Consider the following 15,305-nt stretch of genomic DNA (forward strand, 5'->3'; position numbering starts at 1 on the left):
GGCCCCCCTCCCCCGCCTATGACGGTTTGACGCTCGGCTGCGGCCGGGCCGGGATCGTCATGGCGGCGACGCCGAGGACGACGCAGGCAAGCCCGATCCAGGCGGTCCGGCTCAGGGTCTCGCCGAGGAAGGCGACGCTGATGGCGACCCCGATGGGGACGCGCAAATAGGCCTGCGCCGTGGTGCCGACCGAACCCAGGGTCTGGATCAGGCGGAAATAGATCGCAAACGCCGCGGCGGTCGAGAACACGGCGAGTGCGAGCAACGCCAGCACGGAGCTGAGCGAGGGCGACAGCGTCCAGGGCTGCTCGACCACGAGCGAGGCCGGGATCAGGACCGCGGCCCCGGCCAGGAGCGAGCCGGCGGCCGGCGCCATGGGATCGAGGCCCCTGAAGCTGCGGCCGAAGATCGCAGCGCAGGCGTAGCAGATGGTGGCGGCGACGATGGCGGCTTCCGCGAGGAGGCCGCTGCCGACGTCATGAAAGGCATCGGTGCCGACGATCAGCAGGATGCCGGCCATGCCGGCGACCACGCCGAACAGCTTCCGCGGGGTCGTCGCCTCGTGGCGGGTGACGATTGCGGTGAGCAGGAAGGTGAAGATCGGCCCGGCCGAGTTGAGGATGGTGGCGAGCGCGGCATCGACATGACGCTCGCCCCAGGCGATCAGCGTCCAGGGAATGACGCTGTTGAGCACGGCCTGGAACGCGAAGCGCTGCCAGGTCGCGGCGTCGGTGGGCATCCTGATGCCCCGCCCCCACATCACGACGAGCAGGAGCAGGCCGGCAACGGCCGTGCGCGCCGCAATCAGCGTGATCGGCGGAATGGTGGCGACGCCGAGCTTGATGAATGTGTAGGAGCCGCCCCAGAGCGTTGCGAGCGCAACCAGCAGCGCCAGCTCGCCAGCGATGTTGGTGTCCTGCCGGTTGTCCATCATGCGTCCCGTCCATTCCATGATGGACGGAACCTAGCGCGGCTGCGGCCCTCAATACTTCGTCGGGCGTCGAAGTATATTAGCCGACCGCCCCCACCTCGAACACCTCGCCGTCATAGCCGGCTTCGCGGGGGATGCGGAGCTGGCGGCCGGTTTCGGTTTTGGTCATGACCGGCATCACCGTAACGATCGACAGGCCGCGGGCATGGTCCAGCGCGTCCTTCACACTGCCCTGCTTGGCGAGCCGGATCAGATTGCGCGTGGTCGGGAACGGCAGCTTGAAGCGCCCGCTCTCGCCGCCCTCCACCGCCTCGCGCGGCGAGATCCAGATCGAATCGGTGGACTCGCGGCCGTCATGCGCACCGAGCTGGTCGGGCGGCGCGGCTGCCAGGAAGAACCAGGTGTCGAAGCGTTTTGGCATGCCCTCCGGCGTGATCCAGTGCGCGTAAGGCACGAGCGTGTCGAGCGCGAGCTGGAGGCCATTGTCGGCGAGAATGCTCAAGAAGCTGACCTTGTGCTCGTTGAGCGCGACGCGATGCGCATCGGCAAGCTCGCCGGCACGCTTGGCGTCGACCGGCGTGCCCGCGTCCTTGGACCGCGCGAGCAGGATGCCGCTCTCCTCAAAAGTCTCGCGGATCGCAGCGATCCGAAAACCGCGGTCCGCTTCGCTGAGGCCCTCGCCGCCTGAATACAGGTCGGCGCGGGCGACGATCTCGTTGTCGCCGGCATCGACGCTGCCACCGGGAAACACCAGCGCGCCCGAGTTGAACTCGATCTGATGATGGCGGACCATCATGAAGACTTCAATTTCGCCGCGGCCCTTGCCGTCGGCCTTTGCGCCGTCGCGCAGCAGGAGGATCGTCGAGGCCGGGCGTGATGCTGATGTCTCGGCCATGCAACTAACCCGCGGCGCTGGATTGCGGGCCGAGATTGGCGCGCTTGTCGAAGCGGGCGACGCGCGACAGCAGGTACTCGACCTCCGCCTTCGCCGTCGCCGTGATGGTGGCGCCCGGCTTGCGCTGCGCGCTGGAGGCGATGATGCCGCGCTTCTGCAGCACGTATTTGCGGATGGTCAGGCCGACGCCGGGCTGCTGCTCGTAGCGGATCAGCGGCAGATGCGCGTCGAACAGATCGTGCGCGGCATCGCGCTTGCCTGCCTTGGAGAGGTTGACGACGTCGATCAGCAGCTCCGGGAAAGCGTAGCCCGTCATGGCACCGTCGGCGCCACGCTCCATCTCGAAGTCGAGGAAGGTGCCGCCATTGCCGCAGAGGATCGAGAGCGGACGGAGCGATCCGTCCTTCTGGAAGCCGCGCAGCGTCGTGATCTTCTCCAGGCCCGGCCAGTCCTCGTGCTTGAGCATCACGCAGTTCGGATTGTCCATGACGATCTTGCGGATCACGGACGGCGTGAACACCACCTGCAAGGTGAGCGGATAGTCCTGCAGCACCCAGGGCACGTCGGGGCCGATGGCTTCCGCCGCCTGCTTGAAATAGCCGACGATCTGATCGTCGGTGCGCAGGCTCGGCGGCGGCGCGATCATCACGCCGGCCGCACCGGCATCCATCGAGGCCTTGGCCAGCGAGCGCATGGTGGCGAAGCCCGGCGCTGAGACACCGACGATCACCTGCATCTTCTTGGCGCGCTTGATGAAGCGCACGGCCACCTGCTCCGCCTCGGCCGCGTCGAGCTTGGGGGCTTCACCGAGGATGCCGAGCACCGTGACGCCGTCGCAACCGACCTCCTCGTAGAAATCGGTCAGGCGATCGATCGAGCGCTCGTCGATCCGGCCGTCGTCGTGGAACGGCGTCGGCGCGATTGCGAAAGTGCCCTTGGCGTCGGCGGTGAGTTTCATCGTCATTCCCTGTCTCTCTGTTCGTCATTCCGGGGCGACTCGAAGAGCCGAACCCGGAATCTCGAGATTCCGGGTTCGTGCTTCGCACGCCCCGGAATGACGGAACAGCCTAAAACCTCCGCGCGCCCATCTTGATCTGCTCCTCGGAGAAGAAAATCTCCTTGGCATGATCGGCGATGTCCCGGGCGTTCCAGCCCGTGTGCGGCGGTTTCCAGCCTTCCATTTCCATCATCCGCATTTCGCGCACGCCGCGGGGCCCGGATACGCCCAGCACCTTGCCGGTCTGCTCGCCCGACAAGTCGCTGACCATGTATAGCACGGCCGGCGCGATGCCGTCCGGCCCCAGCGCCGCGCCGGGGTTCTCCTTATAGCGGGGCAGGTCTGCGGTCATGCGGGTCAGGGCGCCCGGGGCCAGCGTCCAGATCCGGATGTTGTACTTGCGGCCCTCGATCGCCAGCACGTTGGACAGGCCCCAAATGCCGCCCTTGGCCGCGCCGTAATTGGACTGGCCGAAATTGCCGATCAGGCCCGATGTCGAGGAGGTGTTGACGATGACGCCGCCGCCATTTTCCCGCATCCAGCGAAACACCGGCATGGTGCAACAAAAGGTACCCTTCAGGTGCACCTTGATGACCTTGTCCCAGTCGGCCTCCGAGGCTTTGGCGAAGGTCTGGTCGCGGAGGATGCCGGCATTGTTGACCAAAATATCCGCACGGCCAAAGTGCTTGATGGCGTCGTCGAACACCGACTGGCCGCCCTCCATGGTGGAGATGTCGGCGCCGTTGGCCACCGCCTTGCCGCCCTCGGCCTTGATGGCGTCGACCACCTGCTGGGCCATGGATTTGTCAGCGCCGGAACCGTCGCGGGGGCCGCCGAGATCGTTGACGACGACCGAGGCCCCTTCCCGCGCGAACAGTTTTGCGTAGGCCTCACCGAGCCCCCCACCCGCACCGGTGATCAGCGCAACCTTGCCGTCGAGTAATCCCATGGTGGCTCCTCCCTGTTTTTGTTTCTTCTTCGCCTCTCCCCGCTTGCGGGGAGAGGCCTGAAATCAAGCGCAGCTTGATTTCAGGGTGAGGGGGAGCCTCCGAGAACTCAACTATCACCGTCCCCGGGGAGACTCCCCCTCACCCCACCCTCTCCCCGCAAGCGGGGCGAGGGAGTGAAACGCCGGTGCCCGCCTAACCCAGCACCGTCTTGCCGTTCTTGATCACGGTGACCCCGCGCGACTTCACCTTCGCTTCGAACGAGATCGTGTTGCCGTCCTTCCAGAGATCCATCGTCACGGTCTCGCCGGGAAAGACCGGCGAGGAGAACCGCGCGACATGCTGGCGGAAGGCGCTCGCATCATAATCGGCATAGGTCTGCAGCACGCCGCGGCAGGTGATGCCGTAGGTGCACATGCCGTGCAGGATCGGGCGCGGAAAACCGGCCTTCTTGGCAAACTCCGGATCGGAGTGCAGCGGGTTGCGGTCGCCGCAGAGGCGATAGACCAGCGCCTGATCCGGGCGCGTGGTGATGTCGATGGTCTTGTCAGGCGCGCGCGAGGGAATCTTGTGCGGATCGGGCTGGATCAGGTTCGGCCCGCCAAAGCCGCCGTCGCCGCGGGCGAAGCGCGAGGCCACCAGCGTTGCCAGCTTCTCGCCCTTCTCGTTCTTCAGCACGGTCTGGTGCACGATGACGACGCCCTTGTCCTTGCCCTTGTCATAGACCTCAAGCACGGAGGAATCGGCGGTGATGTTGGCGGCCACCGGCAGCGGCTGGTGGAAGGTAATGTCGCGCTCGCCGTCCACCACCATGACGCGATTGAGATTCATCTCGCCAGGCCCCGAACCCCAGGCGGCGACGGACGCAAAGGTCGGCACCACCTTCAGCGGCCGCGGCGTGAACGTGCCCTCGTTGACGAAGGCGAGCTCGTTCTCGTCCATGGGATCGGCGCCGAGGCCGATGCCGTAGGCGTAGAGCATGACCTCGCGATCGCCGTAGGCGTATTTCTGGCCGAGGTTCTTGAGGGCTTTGAGCTCTTCGTATCTGGCGGACATTTTGTTTCCTCTGGTTCTCATCCTCATGGTGAGGAGGCGCTCTTGCGCCGTCTCGAACCATGAGGATGCCCGAAACGCTTCTTTGTTGTGGCCAACCTTCGAGACGCTTGCTTCGCAAGCTCCTCAGGATGAGGACCGTCCTACAAATTGAAGAACGGGGATTTCGTAGGATGGGCAGAGCGCAGCGAAACCCATCATGGCTGCGGCGGTGGGTTTCGCTTCGCTCTACCCACCCTACGCAACTTCGGCTCAGGCCGGCGTGAAGAACGGCAATGGCGCACCGTCGGTCGGCTTGAACACCACCTTCACCTTCTGGCCGATCTTCAGCGTCGTAAGATCGCAGTCGACGAAATTGGTCTGCACTGACGGCCCCTCCTTCAGCGTGACATAGCCGATGGCGTACGGGCCGGTCGGCGACTTCCGCATCAGGCTCCAGGTGTAGATCGTGCCCTCGCCCGAGGCCTCCTCCCACACCGTCTTGTCGGAATAGCAGAACGGACAGATCGAGCGCGGGAAGTAGTGCGCTTCGCCGCAGGCGGTGCAGCGCTTGATCATGAACTTGCCCTCTTTCGCCGCGTCCCAGAACGCAGCGGTCTCGGGGTTCGTCACCGGGGCCGGGTACTTCTTTGCTTCGCTCATCACACGCGCTCCAGAATGGCCGTCGAGGCGGCGTGGCGAACACCCAAAAGGCCGCCGGTGCCGTGGGCGATGGCGAGATCGCAATTCTTGACCTGCACCTTCGGATGCGCCTCGCCACGCAGCTGCCTGACGGCCTCGAGGATCTTGGTCATGCCGCCGCGGTTGACGGGGTGGTTGCTGCAGAGGCCGCCGCCGTCGGTGTTGAACGGCAGCTTGCCGACGCCCGAGATCAGATTGCCGTCGGCGACGAACTTGCCGCCCTCGCCCTTCTTGCAGAAGCCGAGATCCTCGAGCTGCATCAGCACCGTGATGGTGAAGCTGTCGTAGATCGAGGCGTATTTGATGTCCTTCGGCGTGATGCCGGCCTCCTCGAACGCGCGCGGGCCGGACCAGATTCCGGCGGAGTATGTGAGATCGAGATCCTTGCCGCCGCGCGGACCCTTCATGGCTTCGCCATGGCCGATCAGGCGCACGAGCGGCTTTTTCAGGCTCTTGGCGATCTCGGGCGTCGTGACGATCATCGCGCCGCCGCCGTCGGAGACGACGCAGCAATCCATGCGATGCAGGGGATCGGAGATCATCGGCGAGTTCAGCACGTCCTCGACGGTGACGACGTCCTTGAGCATGGCATGCGGATTGTACTGCGCATGATGCGAGGCCGCGACCTTGATCCAGGCGAGCTGCTCGCTGGTGGTGCCATAGTCGTGCATATGGCGCATGGCACACATGCCATAGGCATTGTGCGTGGTCGCGCCGTAGGCGGACTCGAAATCGACCTCGGCGCCGGCCGCGCGCGGCGGCATTGCGCCGGTGCGCGGCTTGCCGGCGAGCGTAACAAGCGCGATCGAGCACTTGCCCGCGGCGATCGCTTCGGCGGCGTGGCCGAGATGGATGATATAGGAACAGCCGCCGGTCTCGGTGGAATCGACGTGACGGAGCTTCTTGGTGTTGAGGCCGAGATAATCGACCATCGGCCAGGCGCCGCCGGGCGCATCGCCGGCGCAGAAATAGCCGTCGACATCGTCCTTGCTGATCCCGGCATCCTCGATCGCGCCCTTGGCGACCTCGGCGTGAAGCTGGGCGGTGGATTTGTCCGGCGCATGCCGGGTCGGGTGCTCATAGATCCCGGCAATGTAGGCCTTGCCCTTGATGGTCAAAACAGAGGTCTCCGCTCGCGTTTCTTATTGCCCCGTTTTTCTGAACCGCACCGGGCGGATTGGCAAGCGCGGAAATATTCCGCCCTGCGAGAGGGCAGCGGCTCGGCGCAAGTGGATGATGCTCTCGTGTCCCGGACGCGCTGCAACGCCTCGGCGTTGCTGCGCAGAGCCGGGACCCATGAGGCCGCGGACTCGGTGCAATGGGCCCCGGCTCTGCAGCGCACCACTTCGTGCTGCGCAGCGTCCGGGGCACGAGAGTTTGATCGCAGACACACCACCGCATCCTCGCGGCGCATCTCGCCCGAGCTTTGCGTCCGTCTTGCCTCCCTCCAAAACCAGAGGGCGCAGGGAAGACCGGGTGCCGGCTGGGCACCCACGGTCCGCTGTGCGCGAATGCGCGAAGAACAGATGCACAGCGGCATACAGGTGCGGCCGAACATCCGGCCTTCCCTGCGCAGTGGCTTTACGGCTTATGTCGCGCTCTCCCCGGGGAGCGTTGCACTATTGCCCCCGTCGCCCTGCGAGTGATCGCAAGACTTGACGCCAGCCTGCGGGCGTCAGGACCACACGATTTTGCCGTACGCGAGACCGCGCCTGTCGTGTGCACGAGACGATTGCCCGTGCGACGCAGCCCGCGTCCACCGCCGCTCACCCCGCGTTTCGTGACGATCGCGATACGCCCCTCTGAGAGGGATGAGGTGGCGGGGTGATACGACAATTCCGAATTTCGGTAAAGCGGAATATTTTCGCGCCGGTGGATTGACCCAGGGCCTGGGTGTTTTGCCCGACGCCGACGCAACGGATGGTGTCGCAGGGTGGGCAAAGCGAAGCGTGCCCACGTCCCTTGCGCAATCATGGAGAGGTCGTGGGCACGGCGCGTTGCGCCTTGCCCACGCTACGAGATCTTGCGCCGCCCCTGCCAATTGCCTTCGATCAGATCGGGCTGCGCAGCGCGGGCTTCGGCGGACGCTTCCGCCGCCCATGGAAAATGACCGTCGCGATCGGGGTAGACGAGTTGGAGGCATTCGAACTCATCATTGCCGTAAAACCACCTGCTCCAGCCGAGGTAGTTTGGATATTGCCGCGACGAAACCGACAGAAAGACCGCGGTGACGTTCCCAAAGATCGCATCTGTCGGCTCGCCGATCGGCAGACGCCGCCCTGCCTCGAGCTCGCGATAGATCGTCCAGAACGTGTCCTGAGCGGTCTGTTGCCGCATCGAAAACAGGATCACCTCTGGAAAGTTGAACTTCAGCCAGAATCCGGTCGTGTAGATGAAGCCCGGCCCCTCGTCATCCGGCATGACATGCGTGCCGAACCAACCATGCGCGCGGATTCTCTCGACGAAATTCCGCTCGTGCTTATCGAGCCGATCGGGAGGCGCATCAAGGGCTGTGAACATCGCTCGTATCCGATATCGGGAGGAACGAGAATACGACTAGCAAAGTGCTCGGAACGGGTAAATCGCCGGACTGAAGTCGGCATCAGCGCAATGGAGCTCGTAGGGCGGATTACGCTTCGCTAATCCGCCCTACGAGAACTCCCTACTCCGCCGCGATGGCGCCGCCGGACTTGCCCGATAGCGAAACGCGGTCACGCCGGCCAGGATCAGGCCGAAGGCGAGAAACGCAGCGCCTGACTTTACGCCGATACTGTCCTGGTGCTGGCGCTCGGCGGCGTCGTCCACGATGAGAGGCCGGGCATCCGGCCTGCCCTGGAGATAGCGGATTCTGGTTTGCCTCACCGTCTGGACGCCGTTGCGCGTGATCTGCTGCCAGAAGGCCGGGCTGATGTGGGTCGGTCCGTAGGTTTGCTTTTGTCCGCTCTTGTCAGTCCACGCGAGAATGACGCGATAGCTGGGGGCATCGCCGGCCTTGCTCACCTCGCCATAGGCGCGCGTGATGTCCGCGGTGGCCTCGTTGCCGTGATCGAGGATCTCCTTCAACATGCTCTGTTCGACATAGGAGGTCGCCAGCATGTAGCCGCCGAACAGGAGCATCGCGGCGGTCAGGATCCCGAGGGTGACAGGAAAGGGCCGCGACGCGGCGGCGATTGCGGCACTCCCGGGCTCGCTCCGTCGCGCCGACCATGCCTGCCACCCGATCACGAGCATCAGAAGCACGGCGCAAACGGCGGCTCCCCCCAGCATGAACCTCAACGTGGAGCGAATATGGTTCAGATGGTCGTCGAGATCCTCGACCACGACCGGAAGCGATGAATCGTCGTCAACGGCCTGAATGGGGATCGTCAGGAGCTTGAGCTGACCGCCGACCGTGATCCGCGCCGCGTAGGCGTCACTGACCGGAATGCCCGCGCGCTCACGCTGAACGCCGTCCTTCCCGGTCCATTGCAATCCGATCGACAGGCTTTCATCGACATAGCGTGGCCAAATGCCATCGAACACGAACGGAAACCGCGACGAGGTGACTTGCGCCGACGTGACCTTTCCAATGGTGCCATAGCCGTCCCGCATGACGCGGTCGATGGAATGCTGATTCCAGTACAGCCCCAGCGACGCCAACACGCCGACGGCCACAAACAGAATCAACACAGTGCGCAATGACATCGGTCGCCGCCCCGCATAGCGCACGAGCGAATTCTCCGCCGCGCTTCACTATCGCAGGTTGTTCGTATCGCGTGAGCGCAACTCTTGTCAAACGCGAGCGAAGCCGGTTGGAGTTCGTAGGGCGGATTAGCGAAGCGTAATCCGCCGCATTGGTCCCAACGGCAACAGATTTGGCGGATTACGCTTCGCTAATCCGCCCTACGAGACCGCCCTACTCGGCGGCGATTTGCCTTGGTGCCGGCGGGGGATTCGCCAGGTCCGCAGCCAGTTGGGCGTAGCGCGCCTTGGCATCCGCCACCGCCTTCTCCTTCACCGGGCCATAGCCGCGGATGCGGTCGGGCAGCGAGAGCAACTCCACCGCGGTGTCAACAGTGACGGGCGACAACAGACCGAGCACGGTCGTGACGTCCTTCTCGTAGCCGGCGATCAAATCGCGCTCGAGCTTGCGGTCGGCGCTGCGACCGAAGATGTCGAGTGCCGTGCCGCGCAGGAATTTGAACTTCGCCAGCACGCGGAAGACCTTCAGCATCCACGGGCCGAAAGCGCGCTTCTTCGGGCGGCCCAGCGCGTCGACGCCGCTGCCGAGGATCGGCGGCGCGAGATTGAAGCTGAACTTGAAGTCACCCTCGAACTGGTCGCGAAGCTGCTGCTCGAAGGCGCCGTCGGTGTAGAGGCGCGCGACTTCGTACTCGTCCTTGTAGGCCAGGAGCTTCGCATAGTTCACTGCGACCGCGCGCGGCAACGCATCGCCATAGCCGCCCTTCACCGCGGCATCGCGAACCTGGTCGACCAGCTTGCGATAGCGCTTGGCCAGACGGCCGTTCTGATAGGCCGTGAGGTGCCTGGCGCGGTGCTCGATGACCTCGTCGAGGCTCATCGCGTCCAGCGTCTTCGGCGCGACCACCTCGTCCGTGCCCTTCAGCATGTCGGCCAGACGCTTGGGATCGGCGACCGCGAGGCGGCCGAGGCGGAAGGCTTCCTTGTTCATCTTGATCGAGACGCCATTGATCTCGATGGCCTGCTCGATCGCTTCCGCGGACAGCGGGAACAGGCCCTTCTGATAGGCATAGCCCATCATCATCATGTTGGTGGCGATGGCATCGCCGAGCAGCTGTTCGGCCGGCTTGGTGAAATCGAAGAACACGGAGTCCTTGTGCAGCGCCGTTTCCAGGAGCCCGTTCAGCTTGCGGGTCTGGAAGTTGAAGTCGCGATTGAGGACGAAATCGGCGGTGGGAATGACGTGGCTGTTGATGATGCCGCGGGTGCGGCTGGTGTCGCACAGCGAGATCGTGTCCTTGGCGACCGCGACCACCTCGTCGGCCGCGAGCACGAGATCGGCCGTGCCGGTGACGATGCGCGAGCAGGTCACCTCGGCCGGATGATCCGACAGGCGGACGTGGCTGAGCACCGCCCCGCCCTTTTGCGCAAGGCCGGACATGTCGAGGATCATCGAGGCCTTGCCCTCGATATGGGCGGCCATGCCGAGCAGCGCGCCGATGGTGAGCACACCGGTGCCGCCGACACCGCCGACCGCGATGTTGTAGGGTTTGTCGAGCGTCGGCCGCGAGGCGGGCTCCGGCAGCTCGCCGATATCGGCAAGCTCGCTGGGTGCGCGGTGGCGCGGCTTGCCGCCGTCGACGGTGACGAAGGACGGGCAGAAACCCTTGAGGCAGGAATAGTCCTTGTTGCAGGACGACTGGTTGATGGTGCGCTTGCGGCCGAACTCGGTCTCCAGCGGCTCGACCGAGATGCAGTTCGACTGCACCGAGCAGTCGCCGCAGCCTTCGCAGACGGCCGGGTTGATCATGACGCGGCGCGCCGGATCCTCCATCAGCCCGCGCTTGCGGCGGCGCCGCTTCTCGGCCGCGCAGGTCTGCACGAAGACGATCGCCGAGGTGCCCTTGTACTCGCGGCACATCTTCATGACGTTGTCGAGTTCGTCGCGATGGTACTTCTTCACGCCGGGCGCGATGGTGTCGGCCGGATAGGCGTCGGGCGCCTCCGAGACCAGATAGATCTCGCGAATTCCCTCGGCGTGGAGCTGGAACGTGATCTGCTGCGGCGAGAGATCGCCGTCATGGCGCTGGCCGCCGGTCATGGCGACCGCGTCGTTGTAGAGGATCTTGTAGGTGATATTGGTCTTGGAGGCGACCGCCTGGCGGATGGCGAGCAGCCCGGAGTGGAAATAAGTGCCGTCGCCGAGATTGGCGAAGATGTGGTTCTCGTTGGTGAAGGGGGCGATGCCGACCCACGGCACGCCCTCGCCGCCCATATGCGTAAAGGTCTCGGTCGAGCGGTCCATCCACAGCGCCATGAAATGGCAACCGATGCCGGCGAGCGCGCGGCTGCCTTCAGGGACCTTGGTCGAGGTGTTGTGGGGACAGCCGGAGCAGAAATACGGAGTGCGGGAGACGGGTGCGACCGCCTGCATCTGGGTCGCCTGGCGGCCGTTGAACCAGTCGGCCTTGGCGCGGAGCATCGAAGCGATCTCGGGGTTGAGATCGAGCTTGAGAAGTCGCTCGGTGAGCGAGGTCGCAAGCGAGGCGACGCTGAGCTCGGCGGCGAAGGTCAGGAAGCGCTTGTCGTGCTCGTCCATCTTGCCGACGATGCGCGGGCGCACGTCGTCGCGCCAGTTGAACAGCACCTGCTTGACCTGGTTCTCGACGATCTCGCGGCGCTCCTCGACGATGAAGATCTCCTCCAGGCCGACGGCGAATTCATGCACGCCTTCCGGCTCCAGCGGCCAGGGCATGCCGATCTTGTAGAGACGAAGGCCGATTTTTGCCGCGACCTCCTCGGTGATCCCGAGCTCGCGCAGCGCCTGGCGGACGTCCTCGTAGCTCTTGCCCGAGGCCATGATGCCGAAGCGGGCGTTCGGCGAATCCATGGTGACGCGGTTGACCCGGTTGGCGCGCGCAAAGGCGATCGCGGCAAAGCCCTTGTAGTCCTGCAGGCGGCGGTCCTGCTCGAAGCGGTCGTCGGGCCAGCGCAGATTGAGGCCGCCGGGCGGCAGTTCGAAATCGGCGGGGATGACGAAGGGCTTCATCTCGTCGGTGAGGTCGATCTCGGCGGTGGTCTCCACCGTCTCGGTGATCACCTTCATGCCGACCCAGCAGCCGGAATAGCGCGACATCGCGATGCCGAGCAGCCCCATCTCGATCATCTCGTGGATGCTCGAGGGATAGAGATAAGGCATCAGCGCCGACATGAAGGCATGGTCGGACTGATGCGGAACGGTGGAGGATTTTGCGCCATGGTCGTCACCGGCGAGGCAGAGCACGCCGCCGTTCTTGGCCGAGCCTGCGGCATTGCCGTGGCGGAACACGTCGCCGCAGCGGTCGACACCGGGGCCCTTGCCGTACCAGATGCCGACGACGCCGTCGTATTTGGCGCCGGGCGAGAGGTTGAGCTGCTGCGAGCCCCAGACCGCGGTCGCCGCCAGATCCTCGTTCACGCCGGGCTGGAACTTGATGTTGTACTGTTCGAGATGCTTGCGGGCGGCGAAGAGCTGCTGGTCGTAGCCGCCGAGCGGCGAGCCGCGATAGCCGGAGATGAAGCCCGCCGTATTGAGGCCCGCGGCACGGTCGCGGCGGATCTGGGCCATGGGCAGGCGGACCAGGGCCTGGATGCCCGTGGTGAAGACGTGCCCGGTTTCCTGGGTGTATTTTTGATCGAGACTGATCGGACCCTGGTTGATGCCCATGCTGTCCTCTTTATCGCCCTGTTCAGGTCTTGCTGACTTAAGCCGTTGCCTTCCCGTTGTTTTTAGCTAGGGCGCGCCGACCACCTCCGCCACTCTATGTCGGATATTTAACGCGGCGCATCACAAATCTGGACCAAAGGAAGGCCCAAGTAAAAATCGCAACTTCGTGGCCTGAAACACGCATGCCGTTTTCAATTTGTGTCACCATACCCCCACTGTGGCGAAATGAATGACGCGCCCGCCATGCCGGATGCGGGCGATTGGTCGCAGGAGAGGCTTTCGATGCGGACGATTCTGACTGGCTTGGCTGTTGCCGGTTTGGCGTTGTGCGGTGCGGTTGCAAGCGCGGCCGAGCCGTCGCCGGAACTGATCGCCTATGGCAGGACGCTGGTCGAGGCCGGCGACTGCGCGGGCTGCCACACGGCCGATCCGGCAAAGCCGTTCGCCGGCGGCAAGCGCATCGACACCCCCTTCGGCGCGATCTATGCGCCGAACCTGACGCCGGACCGCGACACCGGGATCGGCGCGTGGACGGACGCGGACTTCGTGCGCGCGGTACGCAGCGGCATCGCGCCCGACGGCTCGAGCTATTACCCGGCCTTCCCCTATCCCTACTTCACGAAGATGACGAAGGACGACACGCTGGCGATCCGCGCCTATCTCGGCACGCTCGCGCCTGTCGCGAACCGCAACAAGCCGCCGGAGCTGCGCTGGCCGTTCGGCTATCGCGGCCTGATGCGGATCTGGAACGCCATGTATTTCAAGCCCGGCCTGTTCGAGCCGGACCAGAGCAAGAGCGCGACCTGGAACAGAGGCGGCTATCTCGTCACCGGGCTCGGTCATTGCGGCGCCTGCCACACACCGAAGAATTATTTCGGCGCGGACAAGACCGCGCAGGCCCTCGCAGGCAGCCCGCTCGGCGGCTGGTACGCGCCGCGGCTCGATGGCGCGGTGCGCACCGGGCTGCACTCGTGGAGCGCACAGGACATCGCCGAATACTTACAGAGCGGCCGCAATGCCAGGAGCCATGCCGGCGGGCCGATGGCCGAGGTGATCGTCAATTCGACGTCGAAGATGAGCGATGCCGATGTGCGCGCGATCGCGGTCTACCTGAAGAGCCTGCCGCCGGCGCGGCGCGAGACCATCGTGACGCCGCCCGACGAGGCCGAGATGAAGGCGGGCCAGGCCGTCTACGCAAAATTCTGCATCGCCTGCCACGAGGCCGACGGCTCGGGCGCCCCACGAATCTATCCGCCGCTGCCGGGCAATGCGCTGCTGCAATCGATCAATCCGTCCTCCACCTTGCGCATCATCCTCGACGGCGCCCATACCGTGACCACGCCGCGCGCCCCCAACACCGGCGAGATGCCGGGCTATGCCAAGCAGCTGTCCGATGAGGAGATCGCGGCGGTGACGAACTACATCCGCAATTCCTGGGGCAATGCCGGGCTGCTGGTAACGCCGGCGCAGGTCGCGAAGGCGAGGAAGCAGGAGTAGCTCGTTACGGCCTCCTCGTCATTGCGAGCGCAGCGAAGCAATCCCAAATGTTTCCGCGGACACATCTTCGGATTGCTTCGCTGCGCTCGCAATCACCGGGAAAGAGCGGGGCGAAATCACCGCTCCTTGTCCTCATCCTCCGTGAACACAAACTTCGGCATCTCCCATTTGTAGCGCACCGCCAGCAGGCGGAAGCTGATGCCGAGCGCGAAGGTCAGGAGGGTCCAGAGCTCGGCGTTGAGCTTGAGGCCGAACGCGGTGGCGTAGAACAGGCCCGTCACCACCGAGACGCTGGCGTAGAGCTCGGAGCGAAACAGCAGCGGCACGTCGTTGCAGAGCACGTCGCGCAGGACGCCGCCGGCGCAGCCCGTCACCATGCCCGAGACGATGACGATCGGCAGCGAGGCGTCCATCTGCCAGGCGACGTCGCAGCCGGTCATGGTGAAGACGACGAGCCCGATGGCGTCGAGCACGATGAAGGCGACCTTGAGCCGGTGCACGAGACGCGCGAACAGGATGGTGAGGAAGGCCGCACCGCCGGCCAGCGCGAGATAGATCGGGTTTTGCACCCAGGCCAGCGGATAATGTCCGAGGAAGAGATCGCGCAGCGTGCCGCCGCCAAGAGCGGTGATGCAGCCGAGGAAGCAGACCCCCAACCAGTCCATGCTGCGGCGTCCGGCCGCGAGTGCAGCCGTCATGCCCTGAGCGGCGATCGCAACCAGCGACAGGAAATGCAGCACGGTATCGCTCGGCGGCAGAGTCCACATTGCCCTGTTCCCTTGTGCTTGTTCCCTCGTCGCAACCATGGAACCCGGGTCCATTCCCGGAACAAGAGGTTCCCGATTCCCGGCGGCAGGGCAACATGCGACGAAAGCATGAGGAGACGCGGAACAGAATCTCGCATCCACGGGTTGTCC

12 protein-coding genes are annotated in these 15,305 nt (G+C 64.8%); 1 reads left to right on the plus strand and 11 read right to left on the minus strand.

Going from position 1 to position 15,305, the window contains the following annotated elements; genetic code table 11:
- Window positions 1-16: 16 nt before the first annotated feature.
- From UNPF46_RS14690 to UNPF46_RS14740, 10 genes are all read right to left on the minus strand, one after another.
- A complete protein-coding gene (locus UNPF46_RS14690) occupies window positions 17-931 on the minus strand; it encodes a DMT family transporter (RefSeq protein WP_142250529.1) in 915 nt (304 codons plus the stop codon).
- Window positions 932-1,010: 79 nt separating this feature from the next.
- Window positions 1,011-1,826, minus strand: coding sequence for an NUDIX hydrolase (locus tag UNPF46_RS14695; protein WP_142250489.1), 816 nt, complete (start codon window positions 1,824-1,826; stop codon window positions 1,011-1,013).
- A 4-nt stretch (window positions 1,827-1,830) separates the two neighbouring features.
- Window positions 1,831-2,784, minus strand: coding sequence for a dihydrodipicolinate synthase family protein (locus tag UNPF46_RS14700; RefSeq protein WP_100181397.1), 954 nt, complete (start codon window positions 2,782-2,784; stop codon window positions 1,831-1,833).
- Window positions 2,785-2,893: 109 nt separating this feature from the next.
- Window positions 2,894-3,772 carry an SDR family oxidoreductase gene (locus UNPF46_RS14705; protein WP_142250490.1) on the minus strand — a complete coding sequence of 293 codons (879 nt, stop codon included), beginning with the start codon at window positions 3,770-3,772 and terminating at the stop codon, window positions 2,894-2,896.
- 193 nt (window positions 3,773-3,965) lie between these two features.
- Window positions 3,966-4,826 carry a MaoC family dehydratase gene (locus tag UNPF46_RS14710; RefSeq protein WP_142250491.1) on the minus strand — a complete coding sequence of 287 codons (861 nt, stop codon included), beginning with the start codon at window positions 4,824-4,826 and terminating at the stop codon, window positions 3,966-3,968.
- A gap of 249 nt (window positions 4,827-5,075) precedes the next feature.
- Window positions 5,076-5,465 carry a Zn-ribbon domain-containing OB-fold protein gene (locus tag UNPF46_RS14715; RefSeq protein WP_100176965.1) on the minus strand — a complete coding sequence of 130 codons (390 nt, stop codon included), beginning with the start codon at window positions 5,463-5,465 and terminating at the stop codon, window positions 5,076-5,078.
- Entirely contained in the window at window positions 5,465-6,622 is a 1,158-nt protein-coding gene (locus UNPF46_RS14720) for a thiolase family protein (protein ID WP_100176966.1), read from the minus strand. Before UNPF46_RS14720 ends, UNPF46_RS14715 begins: the two co-directional genes overlap by 1 nt.
- 895 nt (window positions 6,623-7,517) lie before the next feature.
- A complete protein-coding gene (locus UNPF46_RS14730) occupies window positions 7,518-8,024 on the minus strand; it encodes a DUF4262 domain-containing protein (RefSeq protein ID WP_142250492.1) in 507 nt (168 codons plus the stop codon).
- Window positions 8,025-8,153: 129 nt separating this feature from the next.
- Complete coding sequence (locus tag UNPF46_RS14735; RefSeq protein ID WP_142250493.1) at window positions 8,154-9,212, minus strand: hypothetical protein; 1,059 nt, start codon at window positions 9,210-9,212, stop codon at window positions 8,154-8,156.
- Window positions 9,213-9,399: 187 nt separating this feature from the next.
- Window positions 9,400-12,891, minus strand: coding sequence for an indolepyruvate ferredoxin oxidoreductase family protein (locus UNPF46_RS14740; protein ID WP_142250494.1), 3,492 nt, complete (start codon window positions 12,889-12,891; stop codon window positions 9,400-9,402).
- A 282-nt stretch (window positions 12,892-13,173) separates the two neighbouring features.
- Here UNPF46_RS14740 and UNPF46_RS14745 point away from each other — a divergent pair, with 282 nt between their 5' ends.
- Window positions 13,174-14,388, plus strand: a complete 1,215-nt coding sequence (locus UNPF46_RS14745) for a c-type cytochrome (RefSeq protein WP_142250495.1) — start codon at window positions 13,174-13,176, stop codon at window positions 14,386-14,388.
- Between the two features lie 116 nt (window positions 14,389-14,504).
- Here UNPF46_RS14745 and UNPF46_RS14750 read toward each other — a convergent pair whose 3' ends face one another.
- The gene (locus UNPF46_RS14750) at window positions 14,505-15,155 is read right to left on the minus strand and encodes a trimeric intracellular cation channel family protein (RefSeq protein ID WP_100176969.1); all 651 of its coding nucleotides are present in this window, start codon (window positions 15,153-15,155) and stop codon (window positions 14,505-14,507) included.
- Between the last annotated feature and the right edge of the window lie 150 nt (window positions 15,156-15,305).

Origin of the sequence: Bradyrhizobium sp. UNPF46, assembly GCF_006658625.1 — a bacterium.
GTDB lineage: Bacteria > Pseudomonadota > Alphaproteobacteria > Rhizobiales > Xanthobacteraceae > Bradyrhizobium > Bradyrhizobium nitroreducens.

Excerpts from the sequence above, each read along its gene's own strand:
- UNPF46_RS14730 (WP_142250492.1), bottom strand. The coding sequence starts at position 8,024 with ATGTTCACAGCCCTTGATGCGCCTCCCGATCGGCTCGATAAGCACGAG.
- UNPF46_RS14700 (WP_100181397.1), bottom strand. The coding sequence starts at position 2,784 with ATGAAACTCACCGCCGACGCCAAGGGCACTTTCGCAATCGCGCCGACG.
- UNPF46_RS14740 (WP_142250494.1), bottom strand. The coding sequence starts at position 12,891 with ATGGGCATCAACCAGGGTCCGATCAGTCTCGATCAAAAATACACCCAG.
- UNPF46_RS14710 (WP_142250491.1), bottom strand. The coding sequence starts at position 4,826 with ATGTCCGCCAGATACGAAGAGCTCAAAGCCCTCAAGAACCTCGGCCAG.
- UNPF46_RS14690 (WP_142250529.1), bottom strand. The coding sequence starts at position 931 with ATGGACAACCGGCAGGACACCAACATCGCTGGCGAGCTGGCGCTGCTG.
- UNPF46_RS14715 (WP_100176965.1), bottom strand. The coding sequence starts at position 5,465 with ATGAGCGAAGCAAAGAAGTACCCGGCCCCGGTGACGAACCCCGAGACC.
- UNPF46_RS14750 (WP_100176969.1), bottom strand. The coding sequence starts at position 15,155 with ATGTGGACTCTGCCGCCGAGCGATACCGTGCTGCATTTCCTGTCGCTG.
- UNPF46_RS14705 (WP_142250490.1), bottom strand. The coding sequence starts at position 3,772 with ATGGGATTACTCGACGGCAAGGTTGCGCTGATCACCGGTGCGGGTGGG.
- UNPF46_RS14745 (WP_142250495.1), top strand. The coding sequence starts at position 13,174 with ATGCGGACGATTCTGACTGGCTTGGCTGTTGCCGGTTTGGCGTTGTGC.
- UNPF46_RS14695 (WP_142250489.1), bottom strand. The coding sequence starts at position 1,826 with ATGGCCGAGACATCAGCATCACGCCCGGCCTCGACGATCCTCCTGCTG.